This window comes from Xanthomonas sp. NCPPB 3582, assembly GCF_041475735.2.
GTDB classification, from domain to species: Bacteria; Pseudomonadota; Gammaproteobacteria; order Xanthomonadales; family Xanthomonadaceae; genus Xanthomonas; species Xanthomonas codiaei.
The window spans coordinates 913,317-933,804 of sequence record NZ_CM192968.1; the positions used below are offsets into that span (position 1 = coordinate 913,317).

18 protein-coding genes and 2 pseudogenes are annotated in these 20,488 nt (G+C 63.0%); 8 read left to right on the forward strand and 12 right to left on the reverse strand.

All coding sequences use genetic code 11. The features are described 5' to 3' along the window. Positions 1-99 precede the first annotated feature (99 nt). From ACCQ05_RS03905 to ACCQ05_RS03945, 9 genes and pseudogenes are all read right to left on the reverse strand, one after another. Positions 100-2,352: a sugar translocase gene (locus ACCQ05_RS03905; protein ID WP_228961796.1), complete on the reverse strand. Its 2,253-nt coding sequence runs from the start codon at positions 2,350-2,352 to the stop codon at positions 100-102. A gap of 88 nt (positions 2,353-2,440) precedes the next feature. Next, a complete protein-coding gene (locus ACCQ05_RS03910; protein WP_228961797.1) occupies positions 2,441-2,878 on the reverse strand; it encodes a GtrA family protein in 438 nt (145 codons plus the stop codon). Beyond that, positions 2,865-3,248, reverse strand: a complete 384-nt coding sequence (locus tag ACCQ05_RS03915; protein WP_372393919.1) for a sugar 3,4-ketoisomerase — start codon at positions 3,246-3,248, stop codon at positions 2,865-2,867. Before ACCQ05_RS03915 ends, ACCQ05_RS03910 begins: the two co-directional genes overlap by 14 nt. 90 nt (positions 3,249-3,338) lie before the next feature. Then, positions 3,339-3,479 (reverse strand): annotated as a pseudogene (locus tag ACCQ05_RS03920) (DapH/DapD/GlmU-related protein); the annotation flags it as partial. Between the two features lie 114 nt (positions 3,480-3,593). Then, a pseudogene (locus ACCQ05_RS03925) lies at positions 3,594-3,794 on the reverse strand (WxcM-like domain-containing protein); the annotation flags it as partial. Beyond that, on the reverse strand, positions 3,791-4,762 hold the full coding sequence (locus ACCQ05_RS03930) for a glycosyltransferase family 2 protein (protein ID WP_372392986.1): 972 nt from the start codon (positions 4,760-4,762) through the stop codon (positions 3,791-3,793). The pseudogene ACCQ05_RS03925 and the gene ACCQ05_RS03930, both read right to left, overlap by 4 nt. After that, entirely contained in the window at positions 4,747-5,850 is a 1,104-nt protein-coding gene (locus ACCQ05_RS03935; protein ID WP_228961800.1) for a DegT/DnrJ/EryC1/StrS family aminotransferase, read from the reverse strand. The genes ACCQ05_RS03930 and ACCQ05_RS03935 overlap by 16 nt, the downstream gene beginning before the upstream one ends. A 544-nt stretch (positions 5,851-6,394) precedes the next feature. Next, a complete protein-coding gene (locus ACCQ05_RS03940) occupies positions 6,395-7,339 on the reverse strand; it encodes an electron transfer flavoprotein subunit alpha/FixB family protein (protein ID WP_372392987.1) in 945 nt (314 codons plus the stop codon). Then, positions 7,339-8,085 (reverse strand): electron transfer flavoprotein subunit beta/FixA family protein, encoded by a 747-nt coding sequence (locus ACCQ05_RS03945; protein WP_228961802.1) that lies wholly within the window; start codon positions 8,083-8,085, stop codon positions 7,339-7,341. Before ACCQ05_RS03945 ends, ACCQ05_RS03940 begins: the two co-directional genes overlap by 1 nt. A gap of 220 nt (positions 8,086-8,305) precedes the next feature. Here ACCQ05_RS03945 and rfbB point away from each other — a divergent pair, with 220 nt between their 5' ends. From rfbB to ACCQ05_RS03970, 5 genes are all read left to right on the forward strand, one after another. Next, entirely contained in the window at positions 8,306-9,361 is a 1,056-nt protein-coding gene (gene rfbB, locus ACCQ05_RS03950) for a dTDP-glucose 4,6-dehydratase (protein ID WP_372392988.1), read from the forward strand. 50 nt (positions 9,362-9,411) lie between these two features. Continuing rightward, on the forward strand, positions 9,412-10,299 hold the full coding sequence (gene rfbA, locus ACCQ05_RS03955; RefSeq protein ID WP_228961804.1) for a glucose-1-phosphate thymidylyltransferase RfbA: 888 nt from the start codon (positions 9,412-9,414) through the stop codon (positions 10,297-10,299). After that, the gene (rfbC, locus tag ACCQ05_RS03960; protein ID WP_372392989.1) at positions 10,296-10,853 is read left to right on the forward strand and encodes a dTDP-4-dehydrorhamnose 3,5-epimerase; all 558 of its coding nucleotides are present in this window, start codon (positions 10,296-10,298) and stop codon (positions 10,851-10,853) included. Before rfbA ends, rfbC begins: the two co-directional genes overlap by 4 nt. Beyond that, positions 10,850-11,749 carry a dTDP-4-dehydrorhamnose reductase gene (gene rfbD / locus ACCQ05_RS03965; RefSeq protein ID WP_372392990.1) on the forward strand — a complete coding sequence of 300 codons (900 nt, stop codon included), beginning with the start codon at positions 10,850-10,852 and terminating at the stop codon, positions 11,747-11,749. Before rfbC ends, rfbD begins: the two co-directional genes overlap by 4 nt. Positions 11,750-12,082: 333 nt before the next feature. Further along, positions 12,083-13,249 (forward strand): nucleotide sugar dehydrogenase, encoded by a 1,167-nt coding sequence (locus tag ACCQ05_RS03970; protein ID WP_228961807.1) that lies wholly within the window; start codon positions 12,083-12,085, stop codon positions 13,247-13,249. 203 nt (positions 13,250-13,452) lie between these two features. Here the strand turns inward: ACCQ05_RS03970 and ACCQ05_RS03975 are convergent, their stop codons facing one another. Both ACCQ05_RS03975 and ACCQ05_RS03980 read right to left on the reverse strand, forming a co-directional pair. Beyond that, complete coding sequence (locus ACCQ05_RS03975; protein WP_228961808.1) at positions 13,453-14,856, reverse strand: mannose-1-phosphate guanylyltransferase/mannose-6-phosphate isomerase; 1,404 nt, start codon at positions 14,854-14,856, stop codon at positions 13,453-13,455. 46 nt (positions 14,857-14,902) lie between these two features. After that, a complete protein-coding gene (locus tag ACCQ05_RS03980) occupies positions 14,903-16,249 on the reverse strand; it encodes a phosphohexomutase domain-containing protein (protein ID WP_372392991.1) in 1,347 nt (448 codons plus the stop codon). A 134-nt stretch (positions 16,250-16,383) separates the two neighbouring features. Between ACCQ05_RS03980 and ACCQ05_RS03985 the strand changes: the two genes are divergently transcribed. After that, on the forward strand, positions 16,384-17,115 hold the full coding sequence (locus ACCQ05_RS03985; RefSeq protein ID WP_104540840.1) for a CoA transferase subunit A: 732 nt from the start codon (positions 16,384-16,386) through the stop codon (positions 17,113-17,115). Next, positions 17,115-17,747, forward strand: a complete 633-nt coding sequence (locus ACCQ05_RS03990) for a CoA transferase subunit B (protein ID WP_228961810.1) — start codon at positions 17,115-17,117, stop codon at positions 17,745-17,747. Before ACCQ05_RS03985 ends, ACCQ05_RS03990 begins: the two co-directional genes overlap by 1 nt. Positions 17,748-17,775: 28 nt before the next feature. Here ACCQ05_RS03990 and ACCQ05_RS03995 read toward each other — a convergent pair whose 3' ends face one another. Then, positions 17,776-19,425 carry an electron transfer flavoprotein-ubiquinone oxidoreductase gene (locus ACCQ05_RS03995; RefSeq protein ID WP_372392992.1) on the reverse strand — a complete coding sequence of 550 codons (1,650 nt, stop codon included), beginning with the start codon at positions 19,423-19,425 and terminating at the stop codon, positions 17,776-17,778. A 125-nt stretch (positions 19,426-19,550) separates the two neighbouring features. On the opposite strand from ACCQ05_RS03995, the gene ACCQ05_RS04000 reads away from it, so the two are divergent. After that, entirely contained in the window at positions 19,551-20,147 is a 597-nt protein-coding gene (locus ACCQ05_RS04000) for an alpha-ketoglutarate-dependent dioxygenase AlkB family protein (RefSeq protein WP_104540844.1), read from the forward strand. Positions 20,148-20,488 lie beyond the last annotated feature (341 nt).

The window sequence follows — 20,488 nt, forward strand, 5'->3', positions numbered from 1 at the left end:
GGCGTCATCGTAAACGCTGATGCACCTGCGGCCCGTTAAAGGTGCGCCAGTTGGAAACGACCGGGGTGGCACTGGCGATCGTTCAGCCCCGGAAGCAGCTTATCTGTTGCAATCGGTCTTGCAGATTTCAAGACTTGTCAGCCCGAAGGCAAGCAGCCGCTGGTCTGCAGATATGCCGATCTGGGCGGGAGAGACCGGTGTTTCGTAGTTCAAGACGATATCTACCACCTCACCCGGCTGGTGGGTCGTGACGGGAATCCGCAGTGCTATCGGCATGGCTTGTGCTGCGGTGACGCGGGTGTCGAGCGCTTGAACGCCGTTGACCGTGGCATGGATACGCAGCACTTGCTGGGGGCCGGCTAGAAATGGGTTGCCACGCAGGATTACTGTTGTCCTGCCGACCGTTATTGGGGTGACACGATAGCTCAGCGATGAGCTTGTACCTGCGGACCACACGCCCCATGCCTCGTCGGATGACCAGCCTTGTGTGAGCAGGCTGCGCAGCGAGGGGAGGGTGATGCTGGTATCTGCCGCAGGCTCGGTGACTGCTGCGTCCCTGGCGGCCCTGATGTTTGCAGGCTTTGCACCCCCTGGTAGGCGAAAGAGCACAACCGCGCCGTCTTCGCGCGTCATTGCCGGCGGTGCGCCAATGGCATGTGTCCATTCAGCAATGACCTGCGCTCCTTGGTCGGCATAGCCGCGCTTGTCGATGTAGACAGCGTCGAAGCCGAAACGACCGATCGCCTGGAGCTGTGCTGCGGCGGGTTGGGTTTCCAGCTTCCGGTAGAACAGGTCGCCTTCACGGCCCTTCATTCCCGCATAGCTCCACTTCAGGTGCTGCGAGTGTACGAATCCCACCGCAAGGTCATATGTGTGCAAGGCGTTCTTAGGTGGCACTTCCGGAAACGGCATGTAGGGCAACTGGTAAACCGCTGCACCGACAGGGAGGGCAGCCTCAATGCCGCGGATGAAACGCTTGTCCTGCTCGTACGCATTGCGCGCGCTGGACTGACACCGGCCGCACGCAACCGAGGTCTGATCCCAGGTGCCGAAGACCAGCATGCCGGCGGCAGCGAAAGAGGCGATGGTCATGTGGTGTCGACGCCCCACCTTGTCTGACAGTATCTGCACTGCGATGGCCACCGCAGCCAGCGTGCTGAACATGATGAAGATGCTGGCCCGGTTCCAGCCGCGGATGGAGGGAGATACGACGTGTGCGAAGAGTGAGCCAAGCCCGCCGATGGTCATGAATGTCAGAAGGACGCCGGACAGAATCGCCAACAGGACAATGCGTTCTTCAACGCGCCGATCGGCAAGGCGTGCGAACGTGACCAGCGCCAGGATGGCAAGACCGATGGAACCGATCAGGCCCAGGGAGGCGGTCGTGTTCTCGTTGATCAACGGTGTGTTGGCCATGTACTGGGCCGTGGCATTAGCCAGCTTGGGTAGCCTGTGGTCGGGGCGCGGTAGAATCAACTGCATCAACTTCACGCCGTAGATCTCGGACTCTGCTGGCGCGCGGGCAGCCACTTCCGGATTGTGGCCGTTGATCTGCTCGTTGATCACGTTGGGTGCAACATTTGCCAGCGTGCCGAGCGTGACGAAGAAAATGACGGGTGCTGCGATGCGGGTGATGGAAGTCCAGTTCTTCTGGAACAGCGCCATGAGGCAAGCCGTTCCAATCAGGATCAGGCCGAATGCCGTGTAGTAAACGCCGAAACAGCTCAGGACTAGGTACAGCGCAGCAAGCGCCATCTTGCGTGCGGGCCGGGCGCTCCAGAAATCCAGAGATACGTCGGCGCGCGCAATTCGGATCGCAAGCATGAAGTAGATCGGGATGCCGAAATACCAGGTGTAGAAGATGTGCTGCAACCGCAGGAAATGGAACGGTGCCAGGGTAAAAAGCATGGCAGTGGTAAAGGACAGCGAACGACCGACGCGTAGCCAGCGCATGACCCAATATGCCGTCAGAAAGTTCGCGGCAAAACCCAGCAGGAAGAATAGATTGATTGCCGCGGCACTACTGCCGGTCAGCATGCCGGCAAGCTTCAGGAACAGGAAGCTGCCGGAATCTGCTCCAGGGTAATCCAGGAAGGAGGAGCCAAATGGGAAGCCACTACGGGCGTTCTCGAAGATCCATCCTTCCATCGCTCGCTGCGTCAGCCAGAGGCTGCTCAAGGCGTCGCCTCTATACGAGAAAGGATAGTCCAGCACGGGCAGTAGGCTCGCTCGCCAGCCGACGAGCAGGACGCTACCCGCCACGACTGACAGAGCGGCGCCTAACAGGAGGGGCAGCCATTCGGCCTTGATCGTGGGGCGGGCCGGCGTGGTAAGAGGAAGTAGGGTGCTCATGTAATCCACAGTTCAAGAATGGACGCGCTGCGCCATTTAGAGCTGCAGGCAGGCGTGAGGTGGGGTGACGTTTTGCGCCTCTATTGGCTCAGCCCCGGGGGGAGCCGGGCATGGGAGCCTGCAACAACAACTTGCTCAGGATGAACGACACTGGCAGCGTGACAACGATAGAGATCAGCGGGCCGACCGTCGCCGGCACGCCTAGATGCCCTACGCTGAGTTCCAGCGCCAGGGACCCAAGTGCATAGGTCACCAGATAGATGAGCGGAAACGCCGCAAACTTCAGCCAGCTGTGTTGTGCGCGAAAAACGTAACGAGTGTTGATCAGGTAACTGCACAATATGCCTGCACAGAAACTCGCAAAATAAGCCCACTGATAGTGCATAAAGCGGAGGAGCGCCCAGTACAGCACCAGGGTAAGGCCCGTGTTGAGTGCCCCGCCCAGCAGGAAGCGCAGCGCCACGGAGACCAATGGCCGATGCCGCCCAAACAGGGCATCGGCTTGTGGGGACTCATCCGGCTGCATTCGCCAGACTCTTGAAGTCAGCGTAGTCGCGAATGTATTCGTCTGAGTCGTAGGGCTCGGAAGCAAATACCAGAAGAACAGCGTCCTTCGAGTACTTGTATTGGGTTCCCCAGATCATCGGCGGCAGATGGATGCCCTGGTTCGGCGAGTTGAGTTCGACGTCAATGCGGCGGGTGCCGTCATCCGCAAGGACTCTGACCGAGCCGGAGACACAGATCAGAAACTGATGGCAGCGCTTGTGCGCGTGTTCGCCACGGGTCTCCTGGGTGGGGACGCCATAAACCAGGAAATACCGTCTTGCATTGAAAGGCAGGAAACTATCGAAATCTCCCACGGAGAGCGAGCCACGCATGTCGGCGAAACTGGGCATCCGGTACAGCTTGACGCCCGGAACGGCAGTGTCAGTGATTCCCTGATCAACTGGCGATGCGGCAGGCTGGTTTGCGCCCTTGTCGGAAACGTAGCCGACAATGCGTGCGGGATTACCAACCACAATGGCATTGGGCGGTACAGAACGCGTAACGACTGCACCAGCGCCGATCATGGCACCACTGCCGATGGTAGTGCCGGCCAGGATGGTTGCATTGGCGCCAATCGAGGCGCCCGACTCGACCACGGTGCCGAGGAATTTCTCGGGATACACCCTGCTGCGCGGGAACAGGTCGTTGGTGAATGTTGCATTCGGCCCAACGAAAACGTCGTCGCCCAAACGTACGCCGTCCCACAGTTGCACGCCGCATTTGACGGTCACTCGATCCCCGACGACAACATCAGATTCGATGAATACGCCGTCGCAGATATTGCAGTCGCGACCAAGGCGGGCGCCGGGCAGCACGTGGGCAAATGCCCAGACGCGGGTGCCGTCGCCGATGGTGTCGCTCTCGCAAAGAGCATTAGGGTGCACGAAATGACTCACAGGTTATCCTTTTCGAAGTTTTCGACCGACTGCATGATCGACAGCGGACGTGCCTTGGTATTTTCGAACGCATGCCAGGCGTACGTGCCCACGATACCCAGGCCCAATGAATTGAGTGCGCCGAAGAAGAGAATGGTCAAGATGGTTAGCGTGTAGCCCGGCACTGCGACGAGTCCGGAAAACTTCGCGGCTAGCACCAATGCCCCGAGCAACGTGGTGAATGCCAGCGCGATAAGGCCAAGCGCCGTCAGCATGCGGACCGGAAGGTCAGTGAAAGCAAAAACGCTATCGGACAGATACCGCAATTTCTTGCTCAAGGTCCAGGCGCTCTTGCCGTGCTGCCGCTCGCGCCGCTGATAACTGACAAATTCGCGCTTGCCGCCCAGCCAGAACAGTTGCGCAAGCAGGCTGGAATGGGCTTCGTTCAACAGCAACAGCCGTTCGAGAAAACCACGGCTGACAGCGAAGATATCCACGCCCCCCTTGGGAATATCCTTGATGACCATGCGCCGATAGATCGCCCAGAACAAGGTTGACGCCAGCTTCGAGGCGGCCGGGTCGCTCCGCGCTTCGCGCACGCCGAAGGCGACGTCGTACCGCTCGCTGGCGTAGTGCTGCCAGAAGTCGATGACCAACTGGGGCGGTTCCTGCAGGTCGGCCGCCATTACCGCGGTCAATTCGCCGCGGCTGAGCTGCAAGCCGGTGCGGATTGCCGGGAACGCGCCGAAATTTCTGGTCAAGGTCGCCAGCTGCGAACTAAAGGCGCAACTAGGCAACTTATCGCGCAGCAAGGCATAGCTGCGATCGGGACTGCCATCCACCACGAAAACGGCTTCAAATGTCCCCCCGACGCTACGAGCGATCAAATCGACAGCCTGCAAGAGATCATCGATCGAGCCTTCATTGCCGTAGATCGGAACAACCAAGCTGAGGGAAGGCGACTGCACCTCGCTCAGAACCGGTTGCATGCTTCGATAACCCGGTCGACTTCTTCATCGGTCAGCTCCGGGAAGCATGGCAGCGTGGTTACGCGCGCCGCATCGGCTTCCGTGTTCGGTAGTACCACGGAATCAAATGCACCCTCATGGCATGGCTGGCGGTGGTCGCACAACGGGTAATGGACCTCGGTCTGCACGCCGGCGGCCTGGAGGTGCGCACGCAATTGCTCACGGTCATCTGAACGCACGACGTACAAATGCGCCACATTTTCGGCGCCCACCACGCCGCCCACTTCGATCTTCGGGTTGGACAAGCCCTGAGCGTAGCGGTTGGCGATATCCCGGCGACGCTGGTTCCAGCCGTCCAGCAGGGGAAGCATGTGGCGCAGCATGGCGGCCTGTAATTCGTCGAGGCGGCTGTTGCGGCCTCCGCGCAGAGTATTGGTGTACTTGGCCGTCCATCCGTACTGGCGGAGTTGCGCGGCACGGGCGGCCAACTGGTCATCGTTTGTCACGATCGCGCCGCCATCGCCCAAGGCGCCCAGATTCTTGGTGGGATAAAAACTGAAGGAAGCAATATCGCCGAAACTACCGGCGCGGTGGCCATTCCGTTCCGCGCCGTGTGCCTGTGCGCAGTCTTCCACGACCTTGATGCCACGTGGTTGACACAGCGCTACGATCGCTTCGATGTCAGCCAGTTGGCCATAGAGATGGGTCACGATCACGGCTGCCGGTGCGCTGTCGCCGGCGAGCACCGCTTCCAGCGCAGGTACGGACATTAGCCCCGTCCCCGCGCCTGTATCGACAAAAACCGGTGAAGCGCCGCAGGCCAGGACCGCGCTGGTGCCGTACATTGCCGCATTGGCAACAACGGCCACAGTATCCCCCGAGCCGACGCCCAGTGCCTTCAGGGAGAGCTCAAGAGCGTCGGTCCCATTGGCAACGCTGACGCAGTGACAGCTTCCACAGTAGCTAGCGAACTCCTGCTCAAAAGCCTTCATGTTCGGACCGAGCACATAGTAACCGCTTGCGACGATCGTGCTTGCAATCTGAGACAGTGCATCCTGCACGGGCGCAATGTGGCGGGACAACGAGTTGACGGGAATCAGGGCGTCCATGGAATCCGAGGTACCAAGTGATGTGCGGGTGGATTTGAATGCTGCAGCATTTGTGCGCCGTCGTAGAGATCTTTGACCGGAAGGATATCGCGTTCGGCCGGTGGTCAGTGGGCGGGTCTGACTTGGACCTGCGAGTGGAAGCGCCGACTCGACCTGCCTGGTATCGCGCCAGCCATACAGCGCGGGGAAGCTCAAGCGAGCATAAGCGGCAGCCCTGGGATGACTGAAGCAGTGCATAGGCTGTGCTGGCCGGCAGATACTGCCTCCTCGCAAAGCGGGCCATTGCATAGCCGTCTTGATCCACAGTCTCCGGCTCTGCCGAATCATCTGTTCCGGGCACAAGAGCGGCGACACAGCCATGAGGGACGTTCAACCGCCATACGCCCGGGACCTCGAAGCTCTGCGACGGCATCTACTACGGTATCCCGCGAAGTGATTGCGAATTATAAACGCACGTGCGGACGTGGCGGACAGATTGTCCACCACCCCAAGCAATCCTGACGTGCGCAGCGTGACCGATGGCCTGCGGCATATATCTCTGCGCTCAGCCCAGCGCCGTTTCCAGTTCCGGCAACAAAGTGAACAAATCCCCCACCAACCCAATATCGGCAATCTCGAAGATCGGTGACTCCGGATCCTTGTTGATCGCCACGATGGTGCCGGCATCCTTGATGCCGGTCAGATGCTGGATCGCGCCGCTGATGCCGATCGCCACATACAGTTCCGGGGCGATGATCTTGCCGGTCTGGCCGACCTGCAGCTCGTTGGGCACATAGCCGGCATCGACGGCAGCGCGCGAGGCGCCCACGGCGGCGCCGAGTTTGTCGGCCAGGCTATAGATGTGCTTGAAGTTCTCTGCCGAGCCGACACCGCGGCCGCCGGAGACCACGCGCTTGGCGCTCTGCAGGTCTGGGCGATCGGAGCTGCCGGCCGCCAGGCCGATGAAGCGGCTATGCGTCGGCAGGACGGCATCGACTGTAACGGGCTCGACCGCCGCGCTGCCGCCTTTGGCCGCCTCCGGCCAGGAGGCGCTGCGCACGGTGGCGACCACGATCTGGTCGGCCGGCGCCTGCACGGTGATGATCGCGTTGCCGGCGTAGATCGGGCGCTTGAAGGTATGGGCGTCCTCCACTGCCATCAGGTCGGAGATCTGGTTGACGCCAAGCAGCGCCGCAACCACCGGCATCAGGTCCTTGCCGAAGGTGGTGGAGGGGCCGAATACATGGGTATAACCCTGGCCGGCGAGCTGGGCGATCTGCGGCCCCAGCACCTGGGCAATGGCATGTTCGTTGGCGGCGTTGGCCACGGTCAGCACGCGGGCGACGCCGGCCAACTGTGCGGCCTGCGCTGCAACGGCGGCCGGGTCCGCTGCCAGCACAACCACGTCGATGGACTCAGCAGAGATCGCCTGCGCAGCGCTCAGCGTCTTGGCGGTGGCCGCATTGAGCTGGCCGTTGAGATGTTCGGCAACAACGAGAATCTTGGCCATTACAGCAACCCCTTCTGCTTGAGTGCGGCTACCAGTTCGGCAGCGTCCTTGACCATGACGCCACGGCTGCGCTTGGACGGCGCGGCATAGTGGGTGGTAGTCAGGCTGTCATGCGCATCGACACCGAGATCGGCAAATGCCAGCGTTTCCAGCGGCTTGCTCTTGGCCTTCATGATGTCCGGCAGTTTGATGAAGCGCGGCTCGTTCAGGCGCAGATCGGTGGTGATCACCGCCGGGAGGTCGACTTCCAGGGTTTCCAGGCCGGCATCGACTTCGCGGGTGACCGTGGCCTTGCCGTCGGCCACCACCAGCTTGCCGGCGAAGGTCGCCTGCGGGCGACCCCACAGCGTGGCCAGCATCTGGCCGGTCTGGTTGGCGTCGTCGTCGATGGCCTGCTTGCCCAGAATCACCAGATCCGGCTGTTCCTTCTCGACCAGCTTGAGCAGGGTGCGGGCAGCGGTCAGCGGCTGAATGGCGGCATCGGTGACCACATGGATGGCGCGGTTGGCGCCCATGGCCAGGCCATTGCGCAGGTGCGCGGCCGCGTCGGCCGGGGCAAGCGTGGCGACCACCACCTCGGTCGCAGTGCCGGCATCGCGCAGGCGCAGCGCCTCTTCCAGGGCGATTTCATCGAACGGGTTGGGCGAGAGCTTGACGCCCTCGGTGACCACGCCGGAGCCATCCGGCTTGACCTGAATGCGGACGTTGTAGTCCACCACGCGCTTGTAGGCGACGAGGATTTTCATCGTGTACGAGATCCTTCAGCTATTGCGGGAAGGCCCGGCCGCGGCGGCAGGCTCGGGAGTGCGGCCATTCTAACCGGGCAGGGCGCACCATGCGATGGCGTATGGATGGTGCAGTGCGGGATTGGATCCTGCGAGAGACGACTACGGCCGATGTGGCGTGCAACGTATATCCTGTCGGGCTTGGAATTGAGCGCGGCGTACGCGCGACAGGAGATGGGTAGTGGCAACTTGGTTAGTGACCGGCGGAGCGGGCTTCATTGGCGGTAATTTTGTCTTGGAGGCAGTTGCGCGTGGCGTGCGCGTCATCAATCTGGATGCGCTTACTTACGCAGGCAACCTGAAGACCTTGGCCTCATTGGAGGGCAATCCAAATCACGTCTTCATCAAGGGAAATATCGGCGATGGAGCCCTGGTGGCGCGTCTGCTGGCAGAGCACCAACCTGACGCAGTTCTGAACTTTGCCGCCGAGAGCCACGTAGACCGCTCGATCGATGGCCCGGGTGCGTTCATCCAGACCAATGTCGTCGGCACCCTGGCCCTGCTTGAATCCGTGCGGGATTACTGGAAGGTGTTGCCGCAAGGCACCAGGGAGGCGTTCCGCTTTCTGCACGTATCGACCGACGAGGTATACGGCACCCTGGGAGAAACCGGCAAGTTCACCGAAACGACGCCTTACGCCCCGAATTCCCCTTATTCCGCATCCAAGGCTGCATCGGACCATCTTGTGCGTGCTTTTCATCACACGTACGGCCTGCCAGTGCTAACGACCAATTGCTCGAACAACTACGGTCCCTACCACTTCCCTGAGAAGTTGATCCCATTGGTCATCGCAAAGGCTTTGGCGGGAGAGCCGCTGCCTGTGTACGGGGATGGAAAGCAAGTGCGCGACTGGCTGTTCGTCAGCGACCACTGCGACGCCATTCGCACCGTGCTTGCGAAGGGACGTGTGGGTGAAACCTACAACGTAGGCGGTAATGCCGAACGGCAGAATATCGAGGTTGTGCGTACCATTTGCGCGCTGCTGGATCAGCAGCTTCCGCGAGCCGATGGTCAAATGCGCGCCATTCAGATCACTCACGTGGCGGACCGCCCTGGTCACGATCGCCGCTACGCCATCGATGCCAGCAAACTGCGAACGGAATTAGGTTGGCAGCCGGCATACACCTTCGAGCAAGGGATCGCCTTGACAGTGCAGTGGTATCTGGACAACCAACCCTGGGTGCAAGGGGTGTTGGACGGCAGCTATCGGCTGGAACGTATCGGGGTCGCGGCATAACGCGGTCATCGTCAGAGTCCGCATATGTGGCGGTCGCCAAGGGACATACCATGACACAACGCAAAGGCATCATTCTTGCTGGCGGATCGGGAACACGCCTATATCCGATTACCAAGGGCGTCAGCAAGCAGCTGCTGCCCGTCTATGACAAGCCGATGATCTATTACCCGCTCAGCGTGCTGATGCTGGGAGGTATCCGTGAAGTACTGATCATCAATACGCCACATGAACAGCCATTGTTTCAGGCGTTGCTAGGCGACGGTGAACAGTGGGGGATGCATATCCGCTACGCCGTGCAGCCCAGCCCTGATGGGCTGGCTCAAGCCTACTTGATCGGGCGCGACTTCATTGAGGGCAAGCCCAGCTGCCTGGTGTTGGGGGACAACATTTTTCACGGGCATGGCCTGACGGACACGCTGCGACGTGCCGATGCGCGTCAACAAGGGGCTACCGTATTCGGCTACTGGGTCAACGATCCTGAGCGCTATGGGGTAGCCGAGTTCGATGCTCAGGGCAAGGTGATCGATATCGAGGAAAAGCCCCAGCAGCCACGCTCGAACTATGCAGTCACCGGGCTCTATTTCTACGATGGCAGGGCTTGCGATTACGCCGCGCAGTTAAAGCCCTCCAGCCGGGGAGAGCTGGAGATTACCGACCTAAATCGGCGCTACCTGGAGGCAGGAGACCTGCACCTGGAGCCGCTGGGACGTGGGTACGCCTGGCTGGATACGGGAACGCATCAATCTCTGCACGAGGCATCCAACTTCATCGAGACGATCCAGATGCGGCAAGGGCTGCAGGTGTGTTGCCCGGAAGAGATCGCCTTCGCGAAAGGATGGATCGATGCTTCCCAGTTGGAGCAACTGGCCGCCCCCTTGCGCAAGAATGCTTATGGTCAATATCTGCATTCTCTCGCACAACGTGGAGTGGTTCCTTGAAAGTCATCGAGACGTCCTTGCCTGGTTGCTTCGTCATCGAGCCAAGAGTCCTGGGCGACGAGCGGGGTCAATTCTTCGAAGCCTGGAATGCCGAACGCTTCGACCAGCACGGCTTTCCCGCGCGGTTCCTGCAGAGCAACATCTCCACCTCCATCAAGGGCGTGCTGCGCGGTCTGCACTACCAATGGCCGCGCCCACAGGGGAAGCTGGTCAGCGTGCTGGAGGGCGAGGTCTACGATGTGGCGGTGGATATCCGGCGCGGATCACCGTACTTCGGTCAGTGGACTGCCGCCATCCTGAGCGCCGAGAACAATCGGCAGTTCTGGATTCCGCAAGGCTTTGCGCATGGGTTCGCGGTCCTGTCCGAACGTGCGGTCTTCAGTTACCTGTGCACCGACATCTACGTCCATGACGCCGACGCAAGTGTTCGCTGGGACGACGCCACCATCGGCGTCGATTGGCCGATCAGCTCGCCGATCCTGTCTGCGAAGGATCGGGTTGCGCCGTTTCTGGAAGACATCGACGACGCGCGTCTGCCTGTCTATCAACCATGAAGTTGTTGGTGATCGGCGCCAATGGGCAGGTCGGCACCGAGCTGCTGCGTGCCTTCGTACAGGAAGGTGAAGTGCTGGCAAGCACGCGCTCCGGGCAGTTGGCTGACGGGCGTGCCTGCGAGCGGCTCGATCTGGACGCGCCGATGTTGCTCGAACGCACGCTGGACCGCCTGCGGCCCACGACCGTCGTCAACGCAGCCGCCTATACCGCCGTCGATCGTGCCGAGCAGGAGCGCGATGCGGCTTTCCGCGCAAACGCCGAGGCGCCGGCGGTCATTGCGCAATGGTGCGCGCGCGCCGGTGTGCCCTTGGTCCATTATTCGACCGACTATGTCTTCGATGGGCAGGGCGCTCGCCCCTATCGCCCCGACGACGCCACTGCGCCGCTCGGCGTGTACGGGCAGAGCAAGCTGGCCGGCGAACAGGCGGTGCAGGCGGCCGGCGGCCGTCATCTGATCTTCCGCACCGCCTGGGTCTATGCGGCGCACGGGCACAATTTCCTGCGCACGATGCTGCGCGTGGGAGCCGAGCGCGACGTGCTGCGCGTGGTCGCCGACCAGATCGGCACGCCGACGCCGGCCGCGCTGATCGCCGATATCACCGCGCACGCGCTACGCCAGCCCGGTGAACCCTCCGGCCTGTGGCATCTGACCGCTGCGGGGCAGACCACCTGGCACGGATTCGCCGAAGCTATCTTTGCCCAGGCGCATGCACGCGGTCTGCTCGCCCGCGCCCCGCACGTGGAAGCGATCAGTACCGCCGACTATCCAACGCCGGCCATGCGGCCTGCCTATTCGCGGCTGGATACCCACAGCCTGCAGGACACCTTCGGTGTGCACCTGCCCGCCTGGCAGGACGGACTGAGCCGGGTGCTGGACACGCTCGCCAACGATTGAGCCTCTTCAGTGCGTGATTGGCCGGTGCGGCTTCAGCACTGACTCATAGCTTGCACCTCGCTTCGGCTACCATCTGGGACTGGTTCGCGCCATGCCGACGAGCTGCTCCGTGCAGGTCGCGGCTGGCGTGGATGTGCCGCTGGAGCGGGTGCGACGTGCGATGCACGGGCTTGACGCGCGCGCGCTGCATCGCATCGGTCGGCACCGTGCAGGTTTTCGCGTGTCCCCCAGCGGGCGCGCCGGCCCAAGGCGGGCGCGGCCGCACCGTCATCACGCCATGGCCTGCGTGCAGCGCGCTGCATCCTCCCCCATCCAAAATCGCAAGGAATTCCAATGAAGATCGCTGTCGCGGGTACCGGCTATGTCGGTCTGTCCAATGGCGTGTTGCTCGCCAAGCGCCATGAAGTGGTGGCGCTGGACATCGTCGAGGCCAAGGTCAAGCTGATCAACGAAGGCCGCTCGCCGATCGTCGACAAGGAACTCGAGGCCGCGTTGGCCGAGGGTGGCCTGAACTTCAAGGCCACGCTGGACGCCAACGAGGCGTTTGCCGGCGCCGAGTTCGTGATCATCGCCACGCCCACCGACTACGATCCGGACACCAATTACTTCAACACCAGCTCGATCGAGGTGGTGATCGCCAAGGTGCTGGAGATCAATCCGCAGGCGACGATGGTGATCAAGTCGACCATTCCGGTCGGCTATGTGGCCAAGCTGCGCGCGCAGTTCGGCACCGACAACATCATCTTCTCGCCCGAGTTCCTGCGCGAAGGCCGGGCGTTGTACGACAACCTGTACCCATCCCGCATCATCGTCGGCGAACGCTCGGCGCGCGCGGAAACCTTCGCGCGGCTGCTGCAGGAAGGCGCGCTCAAGCCCGACGTGCCGGTGTTGTTCACCGAGCCTACCGAGGCCGAGGCGATCAAGCTGTTCGCCAACACCTACCTGGCGATGCGGGTGTCCTACTTCAACGAACTGGACACCTACGCGCTCACCCATGGGCTGGACAGTCGTCAGATCATCGAGGGCATCTGCCTGGATCCGCGCATCGGCAGCCACTACAACAATCCATCCTTCGGCTATGGCGGGTATTGCCTGCCCAAGGATACCAAGCAGTTGCTGGCCAACTACCAGAGCGTTCCGCAGAACATCATCCGGGCGATCGTCGATTCCAACACCACCCGCAAGGACTTCATTGCCGCCGACGTGCTGCGGCGCAATCCCAAGGTGGTCGGGATCTATCGCCTGATCATGAAAGCCGGCTCGGACAACTTCCGTTCGTCCAGCATCCAGGGAGTGATGAAGCGCCTCAAGGCCAAGGGCGTGGAGATCATCGTGTACGAACCGACGCTGAGCGATCCGGAATTCTTCCGCTCGCGCGTGGTCAACGATCTGGAGACCTTCAAGCGCGAGGCCGACGTCATCATCAGCAACCGCATGGCCGACGCGCTGCATGACGTGCAGGACAAGGTCTACACGCGCGATCTGTTCGGCGACAATTGAGCAGGGCAGGCGACGCTTGGCTGTCCTGACGGTACCCAAGTGCGGGCGATGCAGCCGCGTCGCCCGCACGCACGGGTGTGCAATGCAGCCTGCGACCTTTGATCTGCCACGCGTAGCGCGTTGCAATCGAAAGTGAGTCGCGGATAACGCAAGACGGCGGCCATGGGCCGCCGTCGATCTTGCCGTCTACGTCGAGCGCGTGATCAGGCCCGGCCGTAGGTATCCTCGAAGCGCACGATGTCGTCCTCGCCCAGATAGCTGCCGGACTGTACTTCGATCAGTTCCAGAGGCAGCTTGCCCGGATTGCGCAGGCGGTGGGTCACGCCGAGCGGGATGTAGGTGCTCTGGTTTTCGGTCAGCAGCAGCACTTCTTCGCCACGCGTCACTTCTGCAGTGCCACTGACCACGATCCAGTGTTCGGCGCGGTGGTGATGCATCTGCAGGCTGAGCACGGCACCGGGCTTGACGGTGATGCGCTTGACCTGGTGACGCTGGCCCATGTCGATCGAGTCGTACGCGCCCCACGGGCGGTACACCTTGCGATGCCAGGTCGCCTCCGAACGGCCGTCGGTCTTGATCCGGCCGACCACCTCCTTTACTTCCTGGATGCGATCGCGGTGTCCGACCAGCACGGCATCCGGCGTCTCGACGACCACCACGTCTTCCAGGCCGACCATGGCGATCAGGCGCGAGCCGTAGGCATAGGTATTGCGACAATCCAGCTGGATCACGTCGCCATGATGCGCGTTGCCCTGGCCATCCTGCTCGGACACATCCAGCAGCGACGACCACGATCCGACATCGTTCCAGCCGGCATCCAGCGGCACGACGACCGCATCGGCGGTCTTTTCCATCACCGCGTAGTCGATCGAATCCGACGGGCTGGCCGCGAACGCGTCCTTGTCCAGGCGGGTGAAGTCCGCATCGCGCTTGCCGTTCTGCCACGCGGTCTGGCACGCATCGGCGATGGCGGGATGGAACTTGCGCAGTTCTTCCAGGTAACGCGAGGCGCGGAACAGGAACATGCCGCTGTTCCAGTAGTACTCGCCGCTGGCGAGATAGCTCTGTGCAGTGGCGAGGTCGGGTTTTTCGACGAAGCGCTCCACCGCGCTGACCCCATTGCCCGCGCCGGCCTTGATGTAGCCGTAGCCGGTTTCAGGTGCGGTTGGCTTGATGCCGAAGGTGACCAGCTTGCCCTGAGATGCCGCTTCAGCTGCAACTTTCACCCCAGCCTGGAACGCGGCCTCGTCACCGATCACATGGTCCGACGGCAGCACCAGCAGCAGCGGGTCGGCGCCATCGCGCGTGGCCTCCAGCGCAGCAACTGCAATCGCCGGCGCGGTATTACGGCCCTTGGGCTCCAGCAGGATGGCAGAGGGCTTGACGCCCAACTGCTGCAGCTGCTCGGCGGCCATGAAGCGATGCTCCTCGTTAGCCACGACGATGGGTGCGTGCCCTGCGACGGGCGCCGCACGCAGCCAGGTGGCCTGCAGCATGCTCTTGTCGCCGACCAGCGGCAGGAACTGCTTGGGGTAGGACTCGCGGGACAGCGGCCACAGGCGCGTGCCGGAGCCGCCGGACAAGATAATCGGAAGGACGTCGCTCATGAGCGGGGGAAACTCCAGTGCGTCAAAGGTGGGGGAGAATGGTAGATCAGTCGCGCAGCAAGTCGGAAATCTCTTGCGTGCGGCTTTCCAGCAATGCGGCATCGCCGCGCGTTTCCACGTTCAGACGCAGCAGCGGCTCGGTGTTGGAGCTGCGCAGGTTGAAACGCCATTGACCGAAATCGGCACTGATGCCGTCGGTGTAGTCCAGCTCCGGCGACAGGTCGGCGTAATGCGCCATCACGCGGGCAACAGAGGCCTTGGCATCGGCGACCTTGAAGTTGATCTCGCCGCTGCAGGGGAATTTCTGCATGCGCGCTTCGACCAGATCGGCCAGCGAGCGGCCGGATTGCGATACCAGCTCGGCAATCAGCAACCACGGGATCATGCCGGAGTCGGCGTAGGCGAACTCGCGGAAATAGTGGTGCGCGCTCATCTCGCCGCCATACACGGCGTTCTCGCTGCGCATCTTTTCCTTGATGAAGGCGTGGCCGCTCTTGCACAGCACCGGGATGCCGCCGGCCTCTTCGACCTGCTCGACCGTGTTCCAGGTCAGGCGCGGGTCGTGCACGACCTTGCCGCCCGGCTGCTTGGCCAGGATCGCCTGCGCCAGCAGGCCGACCAGGTAATAGCCCTCGATGAAGCGGCCGTTATGGTCGAAGAAGAAGCAGCGATCGAAGTCGCCATCCCAGGCAATGCCGAAGTCCGCACCGTGATCCTTGACCGCCTTGGCGGTGGCATCGCGGTTCTCCGGCAGCAGCGGGTTGGGGATGCCGTTGGGGAAGTTGCCATCGGGCTCGTGGAAAACGCGCACGAACTCGAACGGCAGGTGCGGGGCGAGCAGGTCCACGATCAGGCCGGCGCCACCGTTGCCGGCGTTCACCACCAGCTTGAGCGGCTTGAGCGTGCTGCGGTCCACATAGCTGAGCAGGTGCTCCAGGTACGCGGTCTTGTCGGTGCGGCTGTGCTCGTTTGCGGTGGGCTCGCCGGGTGCGGCGGTATCGGACGCGACCGTGTCGCGGATCGCGAACAGGCCGGTGTCCGAACTGATCGGACGCGCCTGCTCGCGCACCAGCTTCATGCCGTTGTAGTCCATCGGGTTGTGGCTGGCGGTCACCATCACGCCGCCGGCAGCCTTGAGGTAATCGGTCTGGAAATACACCTCTTCAGTGCCGCACAGGCCGATGTCGATGACCTCGCGGCCGCTGGCACGCAGGCCGGCTGAAAGCGCTTCCTGCAACGCCGGGCTCGCCAGGCGCACGTCGTGGCCCAGGACCACAGGCCCCTGATCCAGCTGCGCCGCCAGCGCCACGCCGATGCGGCGGGCCAAGTCCTCGTTCAGTTCATCCGGCACGCGGCCGCGAATATCGTAGGCCTTGAAGGCGGGTAGCGTCATGGGCAAATCCTGGTGTGGGGGACACCCGAGTTTAGCGGGTGCGCCGTGTCTTGGGTGTGGCGGAATTGCGACCGGGGACAGGGAACAGTCAGCGGCTAGAATGGCCGCTTCACATCAGCGAGGTGAGGGCGGTGATGCGCGACGATGGACGTGGTGCGGCAGGCGGCAAACGCCATGCCGATGCCAAGGCGGCGCTGGACGGGGTGTTGGCCGATGGCCAGACCCTGGCGGTGGGCGGCTTTGGATTGTGCGGAATCCCCGAGGCGCTGATTGCGGCCGTACGCGATAGCGGGGTGAGCGGGTTGACGGTGATCTCCAACAACGCCGGCGTGGATGGATTCGGGCTGGGCCAGCTATTGGCCACCCGCCAGATCCGCAAGATGATTTCGTCCTATGTCGGCGAGAACAAGGAATTCGAGCGCCAGTATCTGGCGGGCGAACTGGAGCTGGAATTCAACCCGCAAGGCACCCTGGCCGAGCGCCTGCGCGCCGGCGGTGCGGGAATTCCCGCGTTCTACACGGCCACCGGCTACGGCACCATCGTGGCGCAGGGCAAGGAAACCCGCGAGTTCGCCGGCAAGCACTACGTGCTGGAGACCGCATTGCAGGCCGACGTCGCCCTGGTCAAGGCGTGGCGCGCCGACACCGCCGGCAACCTGGTGTTCCGCAAGACCGCGCGCAATTTCAACCCGGCCTGCGCGATGGCCGGGCGCATCTGCATTGCCGAGGTCGAGCAGATCGTGGAGCTGGGCGCAATCGATCCGGATCAGGTGCATCTGCCAGGCATCTATGTCGATCGGCTGGTGCTCAACCCCGCGCCGGAAAAACGCATCGAACAGCGCACCGTGCGCAAGGGAGACAACTGATGGCCTGGACCCGCGATCAGATGGCCGCGCGTGCCGCACGCGAGCTTACCGACGGCGCCTACGTCAACCTGGGGATCGGTCTTCCCACGCTGGTAGCCAATCACATCCCCGAAGGTGTGGATGTGTGGCTGCAATCGGAAAATGGCCTGCTCGGCATCGGCCCGTTTCCGACTGAAGACGAAGTCGATGCGGACCTGATCAATGCCGGCAAGCAGACAGTGACCGCGCGCGACGGTGCCAGTTACTTCGGCAGCCATGATTCGTTCGCGATGATCCGGGGTGGCCATATCGACCTGGCGATCCTGGGTGCGATGCAGGTCACCGACCGCGGCGATCTGGCCAACTGGATGGTGCCCGGCAAGATGGTCAAGGGCATGGGCGGGGCGATGGACCTGGTGGCCGGGGTCAAGCGCGTGGTGGTGCTGATGGAGCACGTCGCCAAGGACGGCAGCCACAAGATCCTGCGCGAATGCGACCTGCCGCTGACCGGCGTCGGTGTGGTGGATCGCATCATCACCGACCTGGCGGTGTTCGATGTCACTGCCGACGGCTTGGTGCTGGTGGAGGCTGCAGACGGAGTGGAGATTTCAGAATTGCGCAGCAAGACCGGCGTGTCGTTCAAACTTGCATAAACGATCAGGGGCCTTGCGGCCCTGATTTCTAGAGATTCTGGTAGTTCGGTCCCGAACCACCCTCCGGTGTGACCCAGGTGATGATCTCGTAGGGGTCCTTGATGTCGCAGGTCTTGCAGTGCACGCAGTTGGCAGCATTGATCTGCAGGCGCTTGCCAGAGGGGCTGGTGGTATCTGCGACCATTTCATAGACATTGGCGGGGCAGAAGCGGGTGCAGGGGTTGTCGTACTCCTCCACGCAGCGGGTGGCGCAGACGTCGGTGTCCAGCACCTGCAGATGCACAGGTTGGTCTTCGTCGTGCTCGGTGGCGGCGAAGTACACCGCCTGCAGGCGGTCGCGTGGCGCGAGTTCGCGGCTGACGTAGTCGCGCTTGGGTTGTTCGTACTCGCCGATCTTGCGCAGTGCCGACCAGTCCGGCTTGTTCTTCAACGTCCACGGCGAGGCGCCCTTGAGCGCGGTTTCCCAGGCGGCATTGAGCAGGCCGAACCACAGGCCCTTCTTGAAGCCGGGCTTGATGTTGCGCACCTGCTTCAGCTCGGCCATCGCATCGGAGGCGCGTAGCTTGGCGTCGAAGCCCTGCGGGACCAGCTGCGACTGCGCCAGGTGTTCGGCGGCCAGCATGCCGCTGCGGATCGCCTGGTGGGTCCCCTTGATCTTGGGCACGTTGAGCAGGCCGGCGGTATCGCCGATCAGCAGGGCGCCGGGCATTTCCGTCTTCGGCAGCGACTGCCATCCGCCGGTGACGATGGCGCGCGCGCCGGCCGACAGGATGCTGCCGCCTTCCAGCAGCGGCTTGATCAGGGAGTGGTTCTTCCATTGCTGGAAGGCTTCCCACGGCTGGTAGCCCGGATCGCTGTAATCCAGTCCGCTGACATAGCCGAGTGCGATCTGGTTGTTGTCCAGGTGATACAGGAAGCTGCCGCCGTAGGTGCGGTTGTCGGCTGGCCAGCCCAGCGTATGCACGATCTTGCCGGGGCTGACGCGCCCTTCGGGCACCTGCCACAGTTCCTTGATGCCGATCGAATACCCCTGCGGGTCGCTGTCGGCGGTGAGGTCGAAGCGCTTGAGCAACTGTTTGGTCAGATGGCCACGCGCGCCTTCGGCGAGCACGGTGACCTTGGCACGGATGTCGATGCCGGCGGTGTAACCAGGCTTGTGCGTGCCGTCCTTGGCCACACCCATGTCGCCGATGCGCACGCCGATCACCTGGCCACTGTCGTCGTGCAGGGTTTGAGCAGCGGCAAAGCCGGGGTAGATCTCCACGCCCAGCGCTTCGGCCTGCGGCGCCAGCCAGGCGCACATCGCGCCCAGGCTGACGATGAAATTGCCGTGGTTGCGCATGCCCGGCGGCACCACCGGGAACTTGCGCGCGCTGTCCTTGCCAAGGAACCAGAATTCGTCGTCGGTGGCGGCCACGCAGATCGGCGGCGGGTTGTCGCGCCAGCCCGGCAGCAGTGCGTCCAGCGGGCCGGGTTCGATCACCGCGCCGGAGAGGATGTGCGCGCCGATGGTGCTGGATTTTTCGATCACGCACACGCTCAACTCGGGGTTGAGCTGCTTGAGCCGGATCGCGAACGACAGCCCGGCCGGGCCGGCACCGACGGTGACGACGTCGTATTCCATGACGTCACGTTCGACCGCCTCTGGCGCCTGTGCGCCGACTCCCGTTACCGACATTGCTCCGCTCCCGTTGGCTCGATGGCTGGAGCGCATTTTCCGGGATTGCATGTGACGGCGGCAAATCGGCGCGATTCATCCGCTGCCGACGGCGCGGTGCGGGCATGCGTGCTAGCGTCTGGGCGATGAAGATCGAGGTGGCATTGCCGGGGGCGCAGATCAGCTGGCAGCGCGGATGGCTGGACGCGACGCAAGCCGACGCGCTGCTGCAGGCCCTGTTGGCGCAGGTGCGGTGGGAGGTGCACCGCATCCGCCTGTTCGGGCGGGTGGTGGATTCGCCGCGCCTGAGCAGCTGGATCGGCGATGCGGATGCCAGTTATCGCTATTCCGGTACGCAGTTCGCGCCGCAGCCGTGGCTGGAGGTGTTGCAGCCGCTGCGTGCGCGGCTGCAGGCCGAGACCGGGCACCCATTCAACAGCGTGCTGGTCAACCGTTACCGCAGCGGGGCCGATGCGATGGGCTGGCATAGCGACGACGAGCCGGAGCTGGGCGCGCAGCCGTTGATCGCGTCGGTGAGCCTGGGCGCGACGCGGCGCTTTGCATTCAAGCATCGCGACGATGCGGCGCTGAAGCAGACGCTGGCGCTGGGGCATGGCGATCTGCTGCTGATGGGCGGGCAGACGCAGCGTCACTACAGGCATGCCTTGCCTCGCACGGCACGGCCGGTGGGGGAGCGGATCAATCTGACCTTTCGGCAGATTGCGTCGTCTGCGGCAGGATGAGGCCGGCGCCGGGTGGCCGGCTGGCGTGTGCGACGGCCAGCTTGCCGAGGGACGGTGTGTGCCCTCATCCGGCGCTGCGCGCCAGCTTCTCCCGCGCGCGGGAGAAGGCAGACAGGCTGGAGACGTGTGCCGGTGTCGGTGCCGGGTGGGATGCGTTCCGGTTACGGGGCGATGCGTCGGGTTATGGCGTACGTGGCAGACGGTGTGTGCCCTCATCCGGCGCTGCGCGCCACCTTCTCCCGCGCGCGGGAGAAGGGAGAACAGGCTACGCACCTGCGGGCCTGTGCCGGGTAGGATGCGTTCCGGCTGCAAGGCGATGCGTCGGGTTATGGCGTGCGTGG

Bases quoted from the DNA above. Each gene is read 5' to 3' on its own strand.
- ACCQ05_RS03905 (WP_228961796.1), bottom strand. From the start codon at position 2,352: ATGAGCACCCTACTTCCTCTTACCACGCCGGCCCGCCCCACGATCAAG.
- ACCQ05_RS03910 (WP_228961797.1), bottom strand. From the start codon at position 2,878: ATGCAGCCGGATGAGTCCCCACAAGCCGATGCCCTGTTTGGGCGGCAT.
- ACCQ05_RS03915 (WP_372393919.1), bottom strand. From the start codon at position 3,248: ATGCCCAGTTTCGCCGACATGCGTGGCTCGCTCTCCGTGGGAGATTTC.
- ACCQ05_RS03930 (WP_372392986.1), bottom strand. From the start codon at position 4,762: ATGCAACCGGTTCTGAGCGAGGTGCAGTCGCCTTCCCTCAGCTTGGTT.
- ACCQ05_RS03935 (WP_228961800.1), bottom strand. From the start codon at position 5,850: ATGGACGCCCTGATTCCCGTCAACTCGTTGTCCCGCCACATTGCGCCC.
- ACCQ05_RS03940 (WP_372392987.1), bottom strand. From the start codon at position 7,339: ATGGCCAAGATTCTCGTTGTTGCCGAACATCTCAACGGCCAGCTCAAT.
- ACCQ05_RS03945 (WP_228961802.1), bottom strand. From the start codon at position 8,085: ATGAAAATCCTCGTCGCCTACAAGCGCGTGGTGGACTACAACGTCCGC.
- rfbA (WP_228961804.1), top strand. From the start codon at position 9,412: ATGACACAACGCAAAGGCATCATTCTTGCTGGCGGATCGGGAACACGC.
- rfbD (WP_372392990.1), top strand. From the start codon at position 10,850: ATGAAGTTGTTGGTGATCGGCGCCAATGGGCAGGTCGGCACCGAGCTG.
- ACCQ05_RS03970 (WP_228961807.1), top strand. From the start codon at position 12,083: ATGAAGATCGCTGTCGCGGGTACCGGCTATGTCGGTCTGTCCAATGGC.
- ACCQ05_RS03975 (WP_228961808.1), bottom strand. From the start codon at position 14,856: ATGAGCGACGTCCTTCCGATTATCTTGTCCGGCGGCTCCGGCACGCGC.
- ACCQ05_RS03980 (WP_372392991.1), bottom strand. From the start codon at position 16,249: ATGACGCTACCCGCCTTCAAGGCCTACGATATTCGCGGCCGCGTGCCG.
- ACCQ05_RS03985 (WP_104540840.1), top strand. From the start codon at position 16,384: ATGCGCGACGATGGACGTGGTGCGGCAGGCGGCAAACGCCATGCCGAT.
- ACCQ05_RS03990 (WP_228961810.1), top strand. From the start codon at position 17,115: ATGGCCTGGACCCGCGATCAGATGGCCGCGCGTGCCGCACGCGAGCTT.
- ACCQ05_RS03995 (WP_372392992.1), bottom strand. From the start codon at position 19,425: ATGTCGGTAACGGGAGTCGGCGCACAGGCGCCAGAGGCGGTCGAACGT.
- ACCQ05_RS04000 (WP_104540844.1), top strand. From the start codon at position 19,551: ATGAAGATCGAGGTGGCATTGCCGGGGGCGCAGATCAGCTGGCAGCGC.